Origin of the sequence: Streptomyces sp. NBC_00016 (genome assembly GCF_045040885.1) — a bacterium.
Lineage (GTDB): Bacteria > Actinomycetota > Actinomycetes > Streptomycetales > Streptomycetaceae > Streptomyces > Streptomyces coriariae.
Genome location: NZ_CP108304.1, coordinates 10,131,772 through 10,150,872 on the forward strand (window position 1 = coordinate 10,131,772; position 19,101 = coordinate 10,150,872).

18 protein-coding genes and 2 pseudogenes are annotated in these 19,101 nt (G+C 69.9%); 11 read left to right on the forward strand and 9 right to left on the reverse strand.

Features of this window, described 5'->3' with window-relative positions:
* Positions 1-150 precede the first annotated feature (150 nt).
* The 3 genes and pseudogenes from OG933_RS44610 to OG933_RS44620 form a co-directional block, all read right to left on the reverse strand.
* A complete protein-coding gene (locus OG933_RS44610) occupies positions 151-480 on the reverse strand; it encodes a hypothetical protein (RefSeq protein WP_405624750.1) in 330 nt (109 codons plus the stop codon).
* Positions 481-516: 36 nt separating this feature from the next.
* Positions 517-1,430: pseudogene (locus OG933_RS44615) on the reverse strand (NADP-dependent oxidoreductase).
* A gap of 279 nt (positions 1,431-1,709) precedes the next feature.
* A complete protein-coding gene (locus tag OG933_RS44620; protein ID WP_405624749.1) occupies positions 1,710-2,522 on the reverse strand; it encodes an amidohydrolase family protein in 813 nt (270 codons plus the stop codon).
* A 730-nt stretch (positions 2,523-3,252) separates the two neighbouring features.
* On the opposite strand from OG933_RS44620, the gene OG933_RS44625 reads away from it, so the two are divergent.
* On the forward strand, positions 3,253-3,597 hold the full coding sequence (locus tag OG933_RS44625) for an ANTAR domain-containing protein (RefSeq protein ID WP_405624748.1): 345 nt from the start codon (positions 3,253-3,255) through the stop codon (positions 3,595-3,597).
* Between the two features lie 5 nt (positions 3,598-3,602).
* On the opposite strand, the gene OG933_RS44630 is transcribed toward OG933_RS44625, so the two are convergent.
* Entirely contained in the window at positions 3,603-3,890 is a 288-nt protein-coding gene (locus OG933_RS44630; protein ID WP_405633176.1) for an STAS domain-containing protein, read from the reverse strand.
* Positions 3,891-4,163: 273 nt separating this feature from the next.
* On the opposite strand from OG933_RS44630, the gene OG933_RS44635 reads away from it, so the two are divergent.
* Complete coding sequence (locus tag OG933_RS44635; RefSeq protein ID WP_362533516.1) at positions 4,164-4,319, forward strand: hypothetical protein; 156 nt, start codon at positions 4,164-4,166, stop codon at positions 4,317-4,319.
* A 325-nt stretch (positions 4,320-4,644) separates the two neighbouring features.
* Here OG933_RS44635 and OG933_RS44640 read toward each other — a convergent pair whose 3' ends face one another.
* Positions 4,645-5,061: a helix-turn-helix domain-containing protein gene (locus tag OG933_RS44640; RefSeq protein WP_362533519.1), complete on the reverse strand. Its 417-nt coding sequence runs from the start codon at positions 5,059-5,061 to the stop codon at positions 4,645-4,647.
* A gap of 97 nt (positions 5,062-5,158) precedes the next feature.
* On the opposite strand from OG933_RS44640, the gene OG933_RS44645 reads away from it, so the two are divergent.
* From OG933_RS44645 to OG933_RS44660, 4 genes and pseudogenes are all read left to right on the forward strand, one after another.
* The gene (locus OG933_RS44645; protein WP_405624746.1) at positions 5,159-5,905 is read left to right on the forward strand and encodes a DsbA family protein; all 747 of its coding nucleotides are present in this window, start codon (positions 5,159-5,161) and stop codon (positions 5,903-5,905) included.
* A gap of 14 nt (positions 5,906-5,919) precedes the next feature.
* Positions 5,920-6,564 carry an FMN-dependent NADH-azoreductase gene (locus OG933_RS44650; protein WP_405624744.1) on the forward strand — a complete coding sequence of 215 codons (645 nt, stop codon included), beginning with the start codon at positions 5,920-5,922 and terminating at the stop codon, positions 6,562-6,564.
* Positions 6,565-6,817: 253 nt separating this feature from the next.
* A complete protein-coding gene (locus tag OG933_RS44655; protein ID WP_362533528.1) occupies positions 6,818-7,264 on the forward strand; it encodes a hypothetical protein in 447 nt (148 codons plus the stop codon).
* 369 nt (positions 7,265-7,633) lie between these two features.
* A pseudogene (locus OG933_RS44660) lies at positions 7,634-8,312 on the forward strand (IS5 family transposase); the annotation flags it as partial.
* A gap of 206 nt (positions 8,313-8,518) precedes the next feature.
* Here the strand turns inward: OG933_RS44660 and OG933_RS44665 are convergent.
* The 3 genes from OG933_RS44665 to OG933_RS44675 all read right to left on the reverse strand — a co-directional run bounded on the left by OG933_RS44665 (position 8,519) and on the right by OG933_RS44675 (position 13,722).
* Positions 8,519-8,932, reverse strand: coding sequence for a hypothetical protein (locus tag OG933_RS44665; protein WP_405624743.1), 414 nt, complete (start codon positions 8,930-8,932; stop codon positions 8,519-8,521).
* Between the two features lie 366 nt (positions 8,933-9,298).
* Positions 9,299-11,059 carry a S8 family peptidase gene (locus OG933_RS44670; RefSeq protein WP_405624742.1) on the reverse strand — a complete coding sequence of 587 codons (1,761 nt, stop codon included), beginning with the start codon at positions 11,057-11,059 and terminating at the stop codon, positions 9,299-9,301.
* 1,604 nt (positions 11,060-12,663) lie between these two features.
* Positions 12,664-13,722: a hypothetical protein gene (locus OG933_RS44675; protein ID WP_405624741.1), complete on the reverse strand. Its 1,059-nt coding sequence runs from the start codon at positions 13,720-13,722 to the stop codon at positions 12,664-12,666.
* A gap of 97 nt (positions 13,723-13,819) precedes the next feature.
* Between OG933_RS44675 and OG933_RS44680 the strand changes: the two genes are divergently transcribed.
* From OG933_RS44680 to OG933_RS44690, 3 genes are all read left to right on the forward strand, one after another.
* A complete protein-coding gene (locus OG933_RS44680) occupies positions 13,820-14,098 on the forward strand; it encodes a hypothetical protein (protein ID WP_362533539.1) in 279 nt (92 codons plus the stop codon).
* Between the two features lie 281 nt (positions 14,099-14,379).
* Positions 14,380-14,730, forward strand: a complete 351-nt coding sequence (locus OG933_RS44685) for a hypothetical protein (protein ID WP_405624740.1) — start codon at positions 14,380-14,382, stop codon at positions 14,728-14,730.
* The gene (locus tag OG933_RS44690) at positions 14,727-15,785 is read left to right on the forward strand and encodes a hypothetical protein (protein WP_405624739.1); all 1,059 of its coding nucleotides are present in this window, start codon (positions 14,727-14,729) and stop codon (positions 15,783-15,785) included. The genes OG933_RS44685 and OG933_RS44690 overlap by 4 nt, the downstream gene beginning before the upstream one ends.
* Before the next feature lie 299 nt (positions 15,786-16,084).
* Here the strand turns inward: OG933_RS44690 and OG933_RS44695 are convergent, their stop codons facing one another.
* Positions 16,085-16,615 (reverse strand): GNAT family N-acetyltransferase, encoded by a 531-nt coding sequence (locus OG933_RS44695; protein ID WP_405624738.1) that lies wholly within the window; start codon positions 16,613-16,615, stop codon positions 16,085-16,087.
* 107 nt (positions 16,616-16,722) lie between these two features.
* Between OG933_RS44695 and OG933_RS44700 the strand changes: the two genes are divergently transcribed.
* Together OG933_RS44700 and OG933_RS44705 are read left to right on the forward strand one after the other, a co-directional pair.
* The gene (locus tag OG933_RS44700; protein ID WP_057604975.1) at positions 16,723-17,286 is read left to right on the forward strand and encodes a tellurite resistance TerB family protein; all 564 of its coding nucleotides are present in this window, start codon (positions 16,723-16,725) and stop codon (positions 17,284-17,286) included.
* 391 nt (positions 17,287-17,677) lie between these two features.
* Complete coding sequence (locus OG933_RS44705) at positions 17,678-18,166, forward strand: hypothetical protein (RefSeq protein WP_405624737.1); 489 nt, start codon at positions 17,678-17,680, stop codon at positions 18,164-18,166.
* The last annotated feature ends 935 nt before the right edge of the window (positions 18,167-19,101 follow it).

Sequence of the window (19,101 nt, forward strand, 5' to 3'; positions counted from 1 at the left end):
GGTTCGGGTAGGCCGGGCGCATGCCTGACACCGTCCTGGACGATCCGCGGTGGGTGGAGTGGCGCGGTGTTGTATGACTACGGCGGCATCGACCTGCGCGCGGGGCAGGGGGCGGTCGGCCTGGCGAGTGGACCGCCTGGCCGTGCCTGATTACCCGGCGGGTGCCTGCCGGCTGTGGTCCCTGAGCGACTTCTCGATGGTGTGCACGCACGTGGTGAACGTATCGAGCTGGTCAGGGATCAGATCGCGCACGGAGATCTGCTCCAGGGTGCGCCACATGTCGGCGATGGGCTCCTGCAGGGCGCGGCCGGCGTCGGTGAGGCTGACCACCATGACCCGCCGGTCGTGGGGAGCGGGTTCCCGGGCGCGCAGCATGGCGGCGGCGTGGCCGCGGTGGGCGCGGGCGAGCTGGAAGATGGCATAGCTCAATTGCCCGTCGCGCGTCGCGTCCGGCAGCTCCGATGCGGTGATGCCGGACATTTTTGCTCCCTGCCCACAAGATGTGGGGGTGATCGGTCAGTTGACGGTGAGGACGATCTTGCCGCGGTTGTGGCCGGCATCGCCGGCCTGCTGCGCCTTGGCGGCTTCTGCCAGCGGGTAGGTGGCGCTGAGCGTGGTCACCAGTGTGCCGTCGGCGGCCTGCTGGGCCAGTTCGGCCAGCCGCGCGGCGGAGCGGCGCTGCGGGCCCTCCGCGAAGACGACGCCGAGTTCGCGGGCGCGGAAGTCGGCGGTGGTGACGATCCGGTCGGTGCCGCCGCGCAAGGTGATGGAGTCCTCCAGCGCGCCCTTGCCCGCGGCGTCGAAGACGGCGTCCACCCCTTCGGGGGCGAGCTCGCGGACCCGCTGGACCAGATTGTCCCCGTAGACCAGCGCGGTCGCGCCGAGCGAGGTGACGTACTCCTGGTTGGCGGCTCCGGCCGTGCCGATGACGCGGGCGCCGCGTGCGACGGCGAGCTGGACGGCGATGGTGCCGAGCGCGCCGGACGCTCCGTGGATCAGCAGCGTCTCACCCGAGGTGACGTTGAGCAGGTCCAGCACGCGTTCGGCACCGTCGCTCGCCACGGGCAGGGCGGCGGCGTGCGTCCAGTCCAGGCCGGCCGGCTTGGGCGCGAGGACGGCCGCGGGTGCCAGGGCGTACTGGGCGTAGGAGCCGGTGTCGGACCAGCCCAGGACCTCGTCCCCCACCTTCAGGTGGTCGACGCCCTCGCCGACGGCGTCGACCACACCGGCGATCTCCCCGCCGGGGACGGCGGGCAGCGGGTGGGGAAGATGGCCTCCATGACACCGGAGCGGATCTTGCCGTCCACCGGGTTGACGCCGACAGCCTGTACCCGCACACGGACCTGGCCGGAGCCGGGCCGAGGAATGTCGATCTCCGCCTCGTGCAGAACCTCGGTGCCGCCGAACGCGTCGAAAACGATGGCCTTCATCACGGTGGTCTCCTCAAGTGGGATGCCGCGCCAACCACTTTCCGTGGCTAGCCACATAAAAGTAGCACCGATTGTGTGGCTAGCCAAGTAATTGCTTCGAGGGGATCTCGGCGAGGTCGGAGCCCCGGGGATCAGGCATCCCCGGGTCCCCCTCACACGCACCGCGCCGTCAACGACTCGGCGATGGCGGCGTCACTTTGCCGACCGTCGTCGGGCGCTGCCCGACACTGGCTTCCTGGCGAGCCCGAAGTCTCTCTTGCGTCCGGACGTCCGGAACGCCTACAGGGCGAACACGCGGCGAGCGTTGCCGGACAGGAACAGCTCGCGAGCCTCATCGTCGAGTTCCAGCTGGTCGAGGTGTTCCAGCGCCTGGGCGGGGGTGATCATCGGATAGTTCGTGCCGAAGAGCACCTTGCCCCGGCCCCGGCCGCGCAGATACTGCACCAGTTCCGCCGGGTAGCGGCGGGCGGTGTAGGCGCTGGTGTCGATGTGGACGTTCTCGTGTTTGTCCGCGACCGCGATCATCTCCGTCGTCCACGGATAGCCGATGTGCCCGCAGACGATGGTCAGTTCGGGGAAGTCCAGCGCCACCTGGTCGATGTAGGGGATGGGGCGTCCGGTCTCCGAGGGCTTGAGCGGGCCGGTGTGTCCGACCTGGGTGCAGAAGGGCACGCCCAGTTCCACGCAGGCCGCGTACAGCGGGTAGTACAGCCGGTCGGTCGGCGGCAGCTCCCACAGCCACGGCACCACCCGAAGCGCGACGAATCCCAGCTCCTCGACCGCTCGCCGCAGCTCCCGCACCGCCCGCACCGGCCGCGTCAGATCGGCGCCGGCCACCCCGCGCAGCCGACCGCCCGACTCGGCGACGAACCCGGCCACCTCATCGTTGCTGATCAGCGCCCCGTGCGGCCCGTACCAGGCAGCCGACAGACCGATCTCGACACCGGCGGCCTCCAGCGCGGACACCGTGACGGCAACGGGCAGCTGCTTCTCCAGCGGGCCGCGGCCGGTCCAGCGGCGCAGCGATTCGAACATCTCGTGGTTGGAATGGCGCAACGTGGGGTGCTGCATCCATGCGTCGACGACGGACATGATTCCCGCTCCTCTCCCAGCCGCGCAGGCCCTGCCCACAGTCTCCTCAGCGATCGCTGACCGGGAGGCTGGCGGTGAGGGGCAACAATAACTACCCGCCAGTAGAAGGTTCCGTGGAGTCGTTGGACAGAGCGGTGCCCTGCGATCCGGAGCGGGCGGGCCGGGTACTTGCGGAGCGGATCGGGTCCCTGCCCGCGATGCCCCGGCAGGTCCGGAACGCAGTCCATGACGACCAGCTCGCGCGTCTTCGCGGCCGCCGTCACGAGGGCCCTCCTGGCAGACACGGCGCCAGCACCCGCTGACGCCGACCGGGCACGACGAGGAGTAGATCTCCCCCGCCCCGAAGGCTCAAGTGCGCGCTCTCAAGGAACCCGAAACCTCGGCCGGCGCTGACTTTGGACCGACGCCGTGAGGCAGCGCATGGCGCATCTGCCACCTTTCGGGCACGAGAGGCACCTGCCACACTCTGTGTGCGGTGCTGATGCCGTGTACGTATCCCCGTGACGGCGTCAGCACTCGCTTTGTGGTGGCCGCCGGGTGGGAGCAGGTGTGAGTGGCCGAGCGAGGCTCGCGCGAGCAGGGGTCGGGCAGTCAGCCTCTCGGGCTCTTCGCCGTCGTCAGCGAAGAGTCCTCTTCCCGCCCCATGTGATCTTCGCGTGGCGCTGAGGGTGTCTTGCCGTTCCGGTCCGGGGCAGGCGTACTGGAAACGTCGCCCCTATGGAGCCCCGGAATGACGATCTCCCGCGTGCAGCGGCCCCTACCCGACGGAACGCGTGATGCCGCGGTGGCCCGTCTGGAACAGGAGAATGCCCAGCTACGGCAGGCCGTCGACTCTCATGCGGTGGTCGACCAGGCGATCGGTGTCCTCGTCGCGGTCCACCGGATTGCGCCGGCCGCCGGGTTCGAGGGGCTGCGTGAGGTCTCCCAGCACACCAACGTCAAGCTGCACACGGTCGCCGAGATGGTGATCGGCTGGGCGCTGGGGCAGTCATTGCCGGAGAGGGTGGAGCGGGAGCTGGGCCAGGCCGTGCGGCGCCGCTCGGGTCAGGGCGATGTCCCGGGCCGGCCGCAGTAGGGCGGTCAGGGTTCGAGGGCCTGCTCGAGGGTGGGGTGGCAGGTGATGAATGTGTCGATGCCGACCAGTCGCAGGACATGCAGCACGGGTGTCTGCGCGGCGGCGATACGCAGCCACCCCTCGCTCCTGCTGACGGCTTTGTGGGCGGTGACGAAGACGTTGATGCCGCTGGAGTCCATGAAGGTCACGCCGCTGAGGTCCGCCACGATCCGCGACGGCGGAGCCGCACTGTCCGCGGACAGCAGGGCTGCGCTGAGCAGCTCTTTGACGTCGTGGTCGATCTCGCCCTTCAGGCGCTCGCCGACCTGGCCGAGGCCGCGTCTGCGGCACGCCGCGCCTGGTCCGGGGACCAGGCAGGCGGTCACACACTTCTGGTCTTTACCGTCCGCGTCCGAGACCTGGGCGCTGCAGCGCTGCTGGGCCGGCGGAAGGCCTCGGAGGCGCTCGACCAATACGTGGCGGGTCAGCGCGTCGCGGAGATGCGGGTCCGGCCCGAGACCCTCGCCCATGACCTGGACTCCAGGCGAACGCTGAGAACCGCTGTGCCCGTCCGGGGGTCGGGCCCGGTGCGGCCTCTGACCACCAGTTGGCCATGCACGCTGCCTGAAAGCCTGCGCACCGCGCACGTCGCCCGGGTCACCGAGGCTCCCACGACGGCCGCCGGGCTGTGCGGGGCCGCCCTGGAAGCACTGGACGTGAAGCCCCAGAGCATCGTGCGCTGAGTTTGCAGGCTACCCGCCAGCAAGTCGTCGACCTCCACCAGCGAACGCGCACTGCAGCCGCGGCCGCGATATCGGCCGCTCGTACCGCCCACCGCGCGGCGCAGCGTGCAGCAGACCAGTTGGAAGCCGCGGCCAGCGCCGCCGAGGGCGATTACGTGGCGGTTCTGGCAGAAAAGGCGGTGGCGGCCCGCGCTAGTGAGCTCCATCGGTGCGCGGCACAAGCTCGCCCGCGACATCTGCCACGGCAAGCGCGGCCAGATCATGCAGGGGTACCGGACGGGACAGGAGGACCAGCTCGCCCCCGTGTGTCGGTGGACACCGCGGCTCAGGAGGAGGCGGCGGTGCCCGTCCGGGCGCGGTTGGCGCGGATCTCGTCGTGGTGGTCGGCGGCCCAGCCGATCAGCTGCATGACGATCTCGTGCAGGCCGCGGCCGAGCGGGGTGAGGGCGTACTCCACACGCGGCGGCACCTCGGCGTAGGCGGTGCGCGTGATCAGGCCGTCCTCCAGGAGCTGGCGCAGTGTGCGGGTGAGCATGCGCTGCGAGATGCCCGGGATCTGGCGCTGCAGGTCGGTGTAGCGCAGTGGGCCGTTCTCCAGGACGGCGATTATCAGCATGCTCCACTTGTCGCCGACCCGGTCCAGTACCTGCCGGATGAAGGCCATGTGGTCGACGGGGATGCTCGCGCACGGCCCGATCGCAGCCGCCATCTCCATACCAGTGCTGTCCTGCATGGCGCCCATTCCTCTCCGTCGCGCACACCGATGTGCCTTTTGTAACGACTTCCATACTGGCGCATCATGGCGTTACGAACAAATGAGAGGAATTGGAGCTCAGGCCGTGAAAATAGAGATCTGGGCCGAGGTTACCTGCCCCTGGTGCGGGCTCGGCAGCCACCGTGTGGACCGGGCCGTAGAGCGGTTCGAGCACAGCGACCAAGTGGAGGTGGTCCACCACTCCTTCCCGCTGGGCGCAGGCTTCCCCGCCGACCGCACGGTCAGCGTCCGCGAGGCCCTGCTGAGCAAGCACGACATCAGCGGCGGGCAGGCAGAGGCGGCGACCCGGCAGATCGAGACGCTGGCCGCCTCCGAGGGACTGAGCCCCTACCGAGTGCTGGACAACGTCGTCGGCGACACCGAACTGGCCCACGAGTTCCTCGCCCACGCCTCCGTGCAGGACAAGAACCGCGAAGCCTGGGACACGATCTTCCGTACGTACTTCGGCAAGGCCGAGCCCGTCTTCGCTCTGGACGATCTGCTCCGGCTCTCCGACGAGCTGGGCCTGGACCGTGACCTGACGCGCCAGGTGCTCACCGAGCGCCGCTACCGCACCCAGGTCCAGGACGACGCCCGCCGCGCTCAGCGCCTCGGCGCCACCGGCGCCCCGTTCATCGTCGTCGACGGCCGCTACGGCGTCCCCGGTGCGCAGGACAGCGACACCCTGCTCGACCTGCTGCGTACCACCTGGGACGAAACCCACCCGGTCACCCTCGCCCCCGCAGGAGACGCCCCGGGCTGCGGCCCCGATGGCTGCGCCGTCCCGGCCCGTCCCCGACCCGTCACCCCCTCCCCACCCCCATCTCTGTGAAAGGCACAACAGCCATGTCGTACCTGCTGCACATCGACTCCTCCTCGCTCGGCGAGGCGTCCGTCTCCCATCAGGTCGCCCAGTCCTTCCGCGACCAGTGGCAGGGCCCGGTCGTCCACCGCGACCTCGCCGCCTCGCCCGTGCCGCACCTGAGCGCCGCGGGCATCACCGCCCGCATCACCGACCCGGCCCAGCACACCCCCGAGCAGGCCAAGGCCGCCGCGCTCCAGGACGAGCTGATCGAGGAGTTCCTCGGCGCCGGCGCGTACCTGTTCACGGTGCCGATGTACAACCTCTCCATGCCGTCGGTGTTCAAGGCATGGCTGGACCAGATCATCGTCACGGACCGCACCCTGATCTTCAACGGCACCTCCCCGGTCGCGGGCCGTCCGGCCGTGCTGGTCTCCGCCCGGGGCGGCGGCTACGGCCCCGGCACCCCCAACGAGGGCCTCGACTACGTGGTGCCCACCCTGGAGGCCGTCCTGGGCCACGACAACCTCCTCGGCCTGGACGTCACCACCGTGACACCCGAGCTGACCATGGCCCCCATGGCTCCGGCCCTCGCCCCGCTCCTTCCCCTGCACGAGGCGTCCATGACGGCCGCCCACGACAAGGCCCGCACGCTCGCCACGACCTTGGGCACGCCGCGAGCCGCCTGACGCATCTCTCCAGGTGATCCCCCTGTCCCACCTGCTTGTTCTCGGCGGCAGCGGCCGCACCGGAAACACCTACTCCAGCAGGCCACTGCCCGCGGCCACCGTGTCCGCGCCCTGGTGCGCAGCCCCGAAGCGGTACAGGCTCCGGCCGACGTCGACTGTCTGAGGATTTGTGTCAGTGGAGGATGACCGCTGGAGGTGCTTAGCGGCTGCGGTGCGCTGCTGGTCCCTTGCTGGGATGTGACAGGCTGACGCGATGCGCAAGCCCAAGCCCCGCACCGCGCTCATATCTCTGGCCGCCGCCATCACTGTCTCGGCCGTCGCCACGACCGTTCTCGAGTCCTCGGCCTTCCCCGCAAGGGACGATCCCAAAGTCAAGGAAGCGTATGAGCAGGGCTACGAGTGGGTGAAGACCCGCACCGAGGCAGAACCTGACCCGACAACGAGGCTCAACCCCACGCCCACGCCGCCCACACCGTCGCCGAGCCGCGTGACCGAGATGCAGAGGGATGCGGTCACGCTCAGCGCACGTTCGGTCGGCGAGTTGGGTGAGGCGGACGACCGGGAGATCTGCGACTACTACGCCTCGGTATCCGAGTACACCAGCAGCCTTCCGGCGAAGTACCGGGATGACTGGGTACGCGGCTGCCGGGCGGCCATGACGCCCCAATCCGACAGCGGACCACGCCCCAGCGGACGCTGATCACGCACAGTTCCCAGGTGATCAGCTCGCGCTCACCCGCCGAGGAGCAGCATGTGACTTCGCCGCAACCGCTGAGAACCCCTAGCAGAATGGATCGCCCGGCGTGCGGTGTTCGGCACGCACGCTCGCGGCGTTGCCGAAATGCCCAGGTAGCGCCGCTACCAGGGCCCCTCCGGCGCCTCGCGAGCGCCCGCACCTGCTCGTACGCCAATTGATTAACCCTTCGGTGGCACAAACCAGCGTTGATCATCTTTGAGTGGCAAATGATCAACGTTCACTGGCACAGGTCAGCCCAGGTCTGTACCGTGCTTCCACGCGGCAGGATGCAACGCCTGGGCGTACGCCCCCGGGCGGCGGTATGCCCGGGTCATGACGGAACGTCGCGCGTATCCAAGTGATCTGTCCGATGCCCGCTGGGAGCTGATCGAACCAGTACTGTCCGCCTGGCGCTCGAACGCCGCGGCCGGGCTCTGGACTTCGGCCGGCCACCCAAGCATGACCTGCGCGAGATCATGAACGCGATCCTGTACGTGGACCGCACCGGCTGCCAGTGGGCCTACGTCCCGCACGACTTCCCGCCGCATCAGAGCGTCTACGGCTACTTCGCCGAATGGCAGAGGGACGGCGTCTTTGCCCAGCTCAACGGCCTGCTATGGGAGTTGGTACGCCAGCAGGAGGGCAAGAACAGCGAGCCCTCGGCCTGTGTGATCGACGCGCAGAGCGTCAAGACCTCCACGTCCGTGCCCGCGAGGAGCCAGGGCATCGACGTGGCCAAGAAGATCGTGGGTCGCAAACGCAGCGTCATCACCGACACCCTCGGCCTGCTGCTGGCGGTGCTGGTCACTGCGGCCGGCGTCCAGGACTCCACGGCTGGCCGTGTTCTCCTTCAACAGGCCGCCGCCGACCACTCCAGCCCTGCGCGAGGTCTGGGGTCGACGGCGGGTACCGCAAGCACTTCACCGAGCACGCAGCGACCCTCGGCATCGACCTGGAAATCGTCCAACGCACCCCTGGGAGCAGGGGATTCACCCCGATTCCGAGACGGTGGGATTACGGCCGGTGCGGCGAGAGTGCGTGCCGGGCGCCGTGAGTGCTGTGCGGGGCTTTCGAAACACCCCCTAGTCTCACAGCCTGAGGTGGCAGGAACCGCGAGCACGATCCCGTCGTCAGGCGGGTCCGCAGCTGCGGCATCGGCCGGCGTGGGGTGGGAGCGCCGGGCTTCGGGGACCGCGCGTGACCGGGAGCAGCGACGCGTCAGCAGTAGTCGAGCAGGCTGTAGACGTTGTCCCAGCCCCACTGGTCGAGGTAGACCTCGCTGACGTAGACGTTGCGGTTGCCGCTGTCGTCGTCCGTGAGAAGCCAGTAGCGGCTCCGGCGCCCGTTGTCGGAGTAGTAGACGCCCTCCTTGATGCAGTAGAAGTAGTTCGATCCCGCGTACAGCCACCCCGCGTGAGTGGAGTCGTAGTAGTCCGGGGCCCAGTGCGTCCACTGATTGACCACCGTGTTGAGGTACACCTGGGGGTACGTGGCGGCCTTGGCCGCCGTTGCGGATGTCTGAACCGAGGCGGCCGCCGCTGTGCGGGAATCCGCTGGTGCGGCATGCCCCGTGCCTGCCGTACCCATCACCAGGCCGGCCGCGAGCAGACCTCCAAGAAGGCGGCCCGTCATACGAGTTCGCACCTGAAATCTCCCTGTTCCCGAAGGGCTCTGTCAGTCCGGGAGCCTAGGACGCGCACGGTCGGCTGCCTTCTGGCAGCTGCCGGGTTGTGGCGCCGCCCTCCGGCTGGTAGGGCCGTGACGCACAGGAGACTGCCGAGCCTGCTACGCCGCGGGTCCTGCTTGCGGCATCGGCCTTCCCGGACGCCTCCGGCACGGCGGCCCCGGCCGCGGCGTTCACCGCCGCCGAGGCCCCTGTGCCCTCTGCCGCGCAGCGGTTCCAGCCGTGGCCGACCGCAGCCCGCCTCGTCCGCGGCCGCGGACAGGGAGCTGCCGTCGGCGCACAGCGTGCCGACGCGGGCGTTGCCGGGCCCTGCGTCAGAAGGTCAGGTTCCAGGCGTCGATCTTGCCTGTGTCGGAGGCGGCGTTGTCGTTGACGCGCAGTTTCCAGGTGCCGTTCGCGACCTCCGAGGAGGCGTTCACGGTGTAGCTCTGGGCGATGTTGTCGGCGCTGCCGCCGGCGTGGTTGTGCAGCGTGTAGACGGTGCCGTCCGGCGCCACCAGGTCGACCTTCAGGTCGCCGATGTAGGTGTGCTTGATGTCCACACCCACCTTGAGGGTGGCCGGGGCGTTGCCTGTCACGCCGGTCACGGCGATCGGGCTCTCCACGGTTGCGTTGTCGTTGACGGCGAAGTCCGCGAGGTTCTCGAAGTACTTGCCGGGCGGCGGGGTGGTCCCGACGGCCTTGAGGGCGTCGACCTGTCCTTCGCCGAAGAACGAGTTGCTGGCCGTCGTGCCCGTGCAGCGGCTGTCCGAGGGGCAGGCGATGTCGTTGGCCTGGGCGGCCAGCTTGGCGCGGATCTGCGCCGGGGTGATGCCCGGGTCGGCGCTGGCGATGAGTGCCGCCACGCCGACCACGTGCGGAGTGGCCATCGAGGTGCCGCTCTTGCTGCCGTAGCCGCCGCCGGGAACGGTGGAGTACACGTTGCTGCCCGGCGCCGCGACGTCGATGACGCCCTGCCCGTAGTTGGAGAACGAGGCCTTGGTGACGCCCGTGCCGTTGGCCGCGACCGTGACCACGCCCGGCAGCTCGGTCGGGATGTCGAGGCAGGCGTTGGTGATGGTGCGGGTGACCGGCGTCGAGTCGTTCGGGCTCGCGGAGTCGGTCGTCTTGTGGGCGAGGTCGTAGTTCTCGTTGCCCGCCGCGGCGATCTGGAGGGAGCCCTTGCCCTCGGCGTACTCCTGGGCGCGCTTGACGCCCTCGATGATGGCGGCCTGGTCGATGTTGTCCGGGCAGTTGAACTGCCACGGGTCCGTGTAATAGCTGTTGTTGGTGACCTTGAAGCCGTGGTCACCGGCCCAGACGAAGCCGCAGATGGTGTTCTCGGCGAAGAAGAAGGAGTTGCCCGGCTCGGCGACCCGGACCGCGGAGATCCTCACCCCGGGGGCCACGCCGACGACGCCCTTGCCGTTCTTGGCCGCGGCGATGGTGCCCGCTACGTGGGTGCCGTGCGTGTCGACGTCCCGCCAGGCGCCGGCACGGGTGTCGGGCTTGCCGTAGGCGCAGGAGACCGAGTCGGCCGCGTCGAAGTTGGGCGCCAGGTCCTGGTGCCGGTCGTCCACACCGGTGTCCAGGATGCCGACCTTGACGGAGGCGGAGCCCGGGTTCACGGCCCAGGCCTGGTCGGCCTTGATCTGGCTCATGTCGGCCCGGACCGGTTCTCCGGCCGGGGTCGAGGCCTGGGCCGGATCGGCCGGGAGCGCCGGGTTGTAGGCGTCGGCCGGGACGTCCGAGGTGCGCGTGGCGCCGACCTGCTGCACGCCGGCGACGCCGCGCATGGTGGCGGCGAACCCGCTGGACGCCGAGTGGGCGACGATCACGCCGATGGCGTCGAAGTTCGAGAAGACGGTGCCGCCGTTGGCCGCGATCGCGGAACGGACCGCCGAGCTGTCACCGGGGGCGGTGATCACGAGGTAGGCACGCGTGCCGGCCACCCAGGTCGCACTCAGGGAAGCCGGCACGGCGGCCGGAGCGTGGGCCTTGGCGGCCGTCGCGGTGGAGGGGGCGACGGGGAGCGTGCCCGCGAGGGCGCCCGGGGCGCCGAACGCGAGGACGGCGCCGAGCGTGGCCGCCAGCACCAGAGTGCGTCTAGGTCGGCCGGATATGGGGGGTATCAATGCGTCCTCCGGAGACGGCCCGGCCGCGCTGAGGGCACCGGCGGGGCCGCACGAAACGAATGGTGGATGCAAGATGTCAGGTGCATGCTCCTGTACGGAAGTACCTTTCCGCGCAGGGACGTCATAGGGGCATGGCTGAAAAGAGACACACTCCGGGCATCAAGGGGTCGAGACCCCTCGGGAGCTCGGCGACGCCGACCGCGCCCTGGCATAGCCGCCGACCTGGCGCCGGCCGTGCTGCCCGCACCAGAGCCGGACCCGACCCGAGGCACTCCCCGGCCGTCGCCGCCTCGAGGCCGTTCTGTACGAAGGGCCTGCGGCCCGCATCCACATCACCTACGACGGACCCGAGACGCTGCGCAGCGACCTTGAAGTACGGACCAAATCCCTTGACCAGGTCGCCGCGCACACGCCGGACCACCGCCTGCTCGACGACTTCGGCACGCTCCGCGTGGTCTTCGGGATCCTTCTGAAGGACGGCCAGGACATCCGTGTTGACTCGCTCTTCGCATTTGCCCAGGTCTCGCTGCCTCGGGGAACACCACCGCATCCCGCGCCAGCAGCTTCCACTGCCGCTCCCCCCAGCCCGCCGGCCGGGCACCCCGCCCGCGCGCGGCCGCGACCACCTGCTCCAGCCGCGGCCCCCACACCATCTCCCGCGCCCAGAAATCCTCCCGTTCCCACCACCCGCACACCACCGCACGCGCCAGCGCGAACACCTCACCCGGCACTACGCCGGCCGCCCCCGCCGCCCGGGCCACCCGCACCCACCGGCGCTGCGCCCGGCCCAACTCCCCGACGAGAGAGGCGACATCGGCGAACTGAAGCGGATGCCCCTCACCCCACATCGAGCAGCCACCGCCCGTGCGGCGCACCCAGCCGCCGCCGCGACGGCCGGCACACCCACACCTGCCCGCCCCCCGCCTCGCGCCGGGCCGCACACAGCCGGCAGCCGAAGACCACCGGCCCCACTGCGGCGCACCCAGCCGCCACCGCACCCAGCCGCCACCGCACCCAGCCGCCACCGCGCCCACCCCTGCCCGTCCTGCCCCGGTCCGTCCTGCCCCGGTCCGTCCCCGCCCCGTCCGTGCCCGGCCAGCGCCTGGGGCCCGGCCGTCCAGGACGGCAGCGCCCGCGCCAGATGGCCAGCCGGCACGCGGCACCACCCGGCCAGCTGCTCCTGCGCCACCGCGTCGAGCAGTACCTCGCCGTCCGGGCGCCCGCCGTGCCGGTGGCGTACCGGGTTCACCCAGCGCCACCAGGCCGTCAGATCGCCGGTCTGCAGCCGGTAGACGGCCGCCACCCGGTGCAGGAACGACCACGTCGTCTCACCCGCAACAGGTGCCACGTGCAGGACTGCCTCCATCCCGACTGCCTTTCGTTCACCGGTCGCGGTGACCGAGGTCCCTGCGGGCCGGCGCCGGTCCGCTGTGCTTGCGGCCGCGGCAAGGCGAACGAGCGCCGGTGTCGGCCGGTACCGACCCCTGGCAAGCCGTGACTCGAAGGAGCAGCCGGGAAACGTCCCTGTCCCTGTCCCCTCCTCCCGGTCGCCGGATTGGCGGTGTTCAGGCGTGGCTGGGGGAGGGGCGGTCGTCCAGGACGATGGTGGTGACGTCGGTGTCCCCGGATCGGCCCCCTGGGGCACTGGAGGCGGCGGTGACGGCTTCTCGGGTGCGCTGGTTGATGGCGTGGGCCAGGGCCCAGGCGGCCAGGTCGTCTGTGGCGGGCTGGTCGAGGATGTGCTGGGTGGTGACCAGCACGGCCAGCAGGGAGCGGCCGGACAGGCGGGTGTCGATCTGTCCGTCGTCGGTGTCGGTGATGCGGTCGGGCAGCCGGAAGTGGGCGTGCCGCAGGCTCTGTTCGACGAGGAAGGCCCAGGTGTCCTTGGGGCAGACCAGCCGTGCGGAGGAGACGGCGGCCGCGGCCAGCAGACCGCGCAGATGTTCCCTGTAGCGGTCATCGGCGGTGTCGGCGGTGTCGCTGTCCTTCCCGCCGTCCGGTGATATCCCGGGCGCGACGGGCTGGGCCTGCCCGGCACCGGATGCGGCCGCAGGAACGCCGGCCGCCCCGTTGACGTGCGGGTCTGAAACGGCAGGTAGCGGCTGCGCAGCGACCAGGACTCTCTCCTCGTCGTCCGGCACGTCGGGCTGCGGGTGTGCCTGCGCTGCCTCGGCGGGCGGCTGTCCGTCCGCACGCTCACCGCTGGCGTCAGGCTCGGGCCGTTCGGACACGGATGCGCCGCCCTTCCGCTCGTCGTCCAGGTCGCCGCCCGGCTCGAGCGCCGGCGTCTGCTGCTGCGCGTCGTGCACCTGCCCGGCCACCGCGGTACCGGGGATGTGGGGCAGGCCCAGGGTGTGGGCCCAGGCCTGGGCGATTTCGCGGCGCAGGCCTTCCATCGCGGAGCGGACCTCGCCGAGGTCGCCGAGCATCCGCTCCTGCCGGCGGCGCAGTTCGCGGTTTTCCTCCCGCACGCCGGTGGTGCTGTAGGTGACGTGTTCCAGCACCTTGCTGTGCCGGCTCTCCTGCACCTGATACAGCGCAGTGATCCCGGTGTTGGGATCGGCGAGCATCCGGCGGATTTCCCCCAGCTCGCCGATGATCTTTTCGATGTCTCGTCGTGCCACGCGCTCTCCCTTCGCGATGACCGGGACATCCCTTTCCGCCCGTCCATCAGCTGACGCTGCACTTTTCGGCCGTTTCGTTCTTCCACCGGCCGCAGGGATGGAGAAGAGGGCCGGCGACTGGGGCGCGCTGCCCCACCGCACCGCGCACCGCATCATCAAAGCCCGCAGCGTTCCGACGACCTGGCGCCAGCTCCACGGCTTTCTCAAAGCGTGCGAAGAACACGAACGGCGCCACCACTTGTGGGCCCAGGCCCTGGACAAATGCCTGGCCCATCCGGACGGACTGGCTCCCCTGACAGGCCGCCGTCTCCTGGAAAAGCTCCAGCCGGTCAGCCCGCCTCGCGCCTCCCTCGGCCTGGCAGCGCCCGGCGGCTGAGGACAGCCTGGACCAGCGGCCATCGGGCACCCAACGGGGGGTGTTACGAAACTTGAGCTGCTGCCGGCTGGAGCGCCAGCTCGCTGACCTGCGGATAAGCCGGGTGCAGTGGTGGAAGGCAGCAAGTGGCCCATTGTGTGGCTACAGTCTGCTGCGGACGGGCAGAAACCTGCCCGTACATCAACCCCGCCTCGTGCGGGGTTTTTTGGTTGTCCTGTCCGAAGGCCCCGGCACCGATGGTGTCGGGGCCTTCGGCGTTGACGGCGGAGGAACACGCTCGAATGAATATCGTGGTCATGGTGATTGCTGGTGCGGTGGCGGTGCTGGCGGTCGTCGTCATCGTGGGGATCGTGGCGTTCGCCCACACAGCGAACAAGGTGGTGGACCGCAGCCGGACGGAGGACCTTCCGAAGGTGCTGGAGACCATTGGACGCACGCAGTCGGGCCTGGTGGGCGTGATGGGCCGCGGCATCCGGCAGATGAGACTCCCCTCAGGCCTGCCGTCACCTGCCTCAACGACGCCGTCGGCTGCTGCGCCGGCTGATCAGGGTGCAACGGGCGCTCTGGATGGCGCACCCGCCGGCACGGCGGCTGCGGAAGGCAGCGCCGGTGCGCAGGGGGTGATCCAGTGACGCGCAGCAGGCTCTACGGGCCTGACCGGGATCCGGTTGCCCGCCATGTCGGCGAGCCCTGGATCGACCGGGCGCTGCGCAAAGTGCTCAAGCCCAACGAGATACGCCTGCTGACCGACTGCCTCTGGGGAGCTCCGCCCGACCAGGTAGGGCGACGCCTGGGCATCCGTGAAGACGACGTCCTGCGCCTGGTGTCGGCCCTGCTTCACCGCATCAAGACATCCCCCTACGGTCCGGCGCTGCTGGAGGAACTGCGATCAGGCAGCGGGCCCCGCTTTTCCGAGCTGCTGTGGGAAGGCCGCAAGGAAGTACCCGTGCACCGCTGCGCGAGGACGGGGTGCACCGAGCCGCCGTTCACCCAGCGTGCCACCGGCCGGGCCCGCCGCTTTTGCAGCAACCGGTGCAAGCAGGCGGCCTACCGGGAGCGACGCAACACCGAACAGACACCCTCCACCGCAGCCACCCGTCACCGTCCCCGAACCGAAGCACAGCGCCGCGGCTACCTGCTGCGCCAGTACGACGAGTTGCCCGAACTTCCAGCACCACGCCGAGAGCAGGGCTGGTTCTTCACCTACATCCAGCGCCGCATCCGCTACGCCGCCATGCGGCCGGCCCTTCCGGCCTTGGCGGTGTCCCGGGCCAAGCCCCTGCCGTACTCCTTCCGCTCCGCAGGCAGGTTCGGGCTGCCCCCGCTCTTCTTCGACACCGCCAGCTACAGCATGGACACGACGGCAAGGCGGCGCCTTAGGGAGCTCTACAGGTGGTTCAACGACAGGCAGGCCGCGTACAGGCTTGGTGCCACAGCACCAGCGCGGCGGCAGCCCCGTGTGAAGCCCGAGGGCAGTCTCACAAGCCCGATGCAAGCACTCATGGAGCACACTCTTGACCAACTCCCGCCGCCGCGGGTGTATTTGCCAGACGCGGCCCGCGCCGGGCGCTTTGAAGCACCTCCGGCCTCTGGCCCGCCCCCGCCTCCCTGGCATACGAGAACCACACTGCAGGGGCAGACGACGCGTGCGCCGGCGAAGCGCCGTCGGCGGCGCAGAGGGCGATGACGTGGCGGCAGGCCGGCCAACGCCTGCAACGTCTGTGCCGGGCTCCGTGTGGCGTTGCACGGAGCTCAGCAGGGTACGGCGGCGCCGACTGGCTGGGGCTGTCAGCCGGCTTTGAGGTCGCTGAGGTGTGCCGAAGCACGACAGTTGGCACCAGGGAGGTCGACCGAGCTGCGGCCCTCCCAGCGTTGAGGCACTGTAGTCGTCACCGAAACGACCCGCTGCTTGTCACCAACGACAGAACCGGCAGGGTTGTTGTCACCGGCCTCGCTGCTCCTTCGACGCGCTGGGATGAGTCCGGGTCAGGCCGTTCGCTCTCCTCCGGCTCCTCCGGCGCTGGGCCGGTCTGAGGCAGGGCTCCTGGCTGAGGCGATGTCGTCGCGGAGCAGGCTGTAGCGCACGACGTCCCGCCACTGCCCGTCCCGGAACACGGTGCTGCGCAGCACGCCCTCGCGGGTGAAGCCGGACTTCTCCAGTGCGCGCTGCTCAGCGATGTTCCCCATCTCGGTGTCCGCCTCGAGTCTGACCACCGGTGTGTGCGCGAACAGGTACCGCGTCAGCAGCCGCTGGGCCTGCGTGCCGACACCCCGGCCCCGGGCTTCTGACAGCAGCTGGGCTCCGATGTTCCAGCAGTAGGAGCTCCTCGAGGTCACGACCTTCCGCCATGCCACGAAGCCGAGCCGGTCGGCGCCGGTTACCACCATCAGCTGACCGCCCTCATCGCTCAGCAGGCCGTCCTGCGCCCAGCGCCGCCGCCAGCGCCCCGGATCTGACCAGCCCAGCCACTGGAAGGGCCCGGTCGCCTCCGGATCTGTCAGGAACCGCTCAAGCACCGGAGGTCATGGAGGGCAATCTATGCCGGGGCCCGCTGTGGAACCTTTTCCGGGGCGGGGCCGTTTCCGGGGTGAGATCGATCAGACGAGTACCGAGGTGACGGCAAATGGCACTGTTCGACCGGCTCAAGGACCAGGCCAAGAGCTTGCAGCAGCAGGCGCAGGGCGGGCGCGGCACGACCGGGGGACATGGTTCGCAGAGCGGTTCGCGGACGGGCTCGCACGGTGGATCCCGCGCCCAGCTGGTCGGCTTGCTGAAGAACCAGCTCGGCTCGATCAAGACCGAGCTGAAGAGCGGTGCGTACCGGGACGCGAGCATGGCGATGTGCGCGCTGGTCGCGGCGGCCGACGGCCATGTGGACGCGTCCGAGATGCAGCAGATGGAGTCGATGATCCTCAGCAACGAGGTGCTGCAGAACTTCCCGCCGGAGCAACTGCGTCAGCGCTTCCACAAGCACGTGGAACAGCTCACCCGTAACTTCCCGCAGGGGAAGGCCGAGGTGATGCAGGACATCGCCAAGGCCGCCAAGAAGCCGACCGAGGCCCGCGCGGTGATCCAGACCGGCATCGTCATCGCCGGCGCCGACGGGCACTTCTCACAGGCGGAGCAAATGGTCCTCCAGGAGGCCTGCGTGGCACTGGGGCTGAACCCCGCGGAGTTCCAGCTCTGACAGCTCGACAGCTCGACAGCTCTGACAGGGAAGCGGCCGCCGACGCAGGGGGAGTGCGTCGACGGGCCGCTGTCCGAGTCGTTGTCGAAGTACGGCTGGCACTCGGCCTGGAACGTGCTGCCGTTGTACGGCAAGGGGCCAGAACACCCGCGCCGGCGCTGCCTGCCAGGAGATTGGCCCGCTTCATCCCGCGCGGCCGCGGCCCCGGCCGGCGCGCGAGTTCAGGGGACCCTGCGCTAAGCCTCGTCGCCCCTGGTAGGCGGCCAGCAGGTCGCCAGCGATGGGGCCGGTCTGAAGGCGACCTCAATAACACCCCAATCGCGGTAGCGGTCATGTGGCGGCGGGGGCGTCACCTCCCGCCGCCAGATCACCGGCGTGCCGGGGAAACACCATGCGCACTCGACTCCTCACCCTCGTCACCGCCGCAGTCGCCTCCATGACGGTCCTGGCCGGCACCGCCTCGGCGGCCCCGGCGGACCTCAACGCCCCCTACGCCCGGGCTGCCGCCAAGGTCGGCGCGGACGGAACTCTCCTGGCCACCAAGAACGTCGCGTCATCGGAGCGGTTCAACGGGCAGCCCGCGGGCTACTACCGCGTGGGGGTCTCCGACCCCACCATCGACCTGCGCAACGCCGCCGTCCTCGCCACGATCAACAACCGCCGCACCATGATCACCACCATCCCGAACAGCAACAGCAACAGCAACAGCAACAGCAACAGCAACAGCAACAGCAACAGCAACAGCAACAGCAACAGCAACAGCAACAGCAACAGCAACAGCAACAGCAACAGCAACAGCTACACCCGCACCATCACCGTCGTGACGACCGACTACAACAACAACCTCAGCGACTTCCCCTTCACCGTCGCCGTCCTGTAGCGGCGACCTGAAAAGCGCCCCCCGCCGGGCGGGGCCAGGGAGATCGCCCTGGCCCCGCCCGGTGGCACAGCTATAGCTGCGCCACCCAGACGGGGCCGCCAGTGCGGCGCGCCTGTCGGCGGCGAGCTCCGCCGCTGCGCCGGGGCTCGGTGATCAGCAGTCACCGTCGCCGACTTGGCCGAAGCTCCGCAGGGGCTGGTCGCTTCGGGCGCGAGGGAGTGCCTCAGGTCGTTTCCGGTGCGCTCCGCTGAAGGGATGAGGGCTGTGCGCCGGGGGGCAACGGGGGGCAACAGCATGCTGCCCAGCCGCACACCGGTCGTCGGGGATCCCGACCGAGGGGCATGCCCGTCGGGTGGTCGCGTTGCGGGACACCATTCACCGCATCACCGACGAGGTGATCGACGCGGGCACCTTTCACTACGGCGGTGAGCTGCCCGGCATGGTCGACCAAGAGCTCGCCGACCTCATCTGATGCCGGGGGGATGGTTGTAGCGGGCGGCGATCTCGCCCAGCGGGTGGACACACTGTCCGGAGGCGACCGGAGAGAGAATCTCGTGGAACGTCCGCGCGGCGGGCCTGCGCGGGATTCGGCGGTCGAGCGGCGTACGCGTGGGGACCATCGCCGTGACCCAGTATTCGGGGCGTCGGGGCGTCGGGGCCGAAGTCGACGACATGGTTGTCGCCGAGGTCTTCCAGCGACGCGGTGTGCCGCGCTCGGCCAGCGGATGGTCTGCCGCCCACGGCGAGCACGCGGCCTCCGGTCAGCACGGTCGGGCCGACCGTGCTGACCGGTTCGGCCACCGGAAGCCACAGCACGTGCGCGTCGTGCTCTTCGGTGAGCAGCGCGGTGAACGGGTCGCTGCCAGCGACTCGGCCTGTGACATCCCGAGTCCGGTCAGCGGAGAGACGTGGGTCACACCGCGTCGTGTCACAGG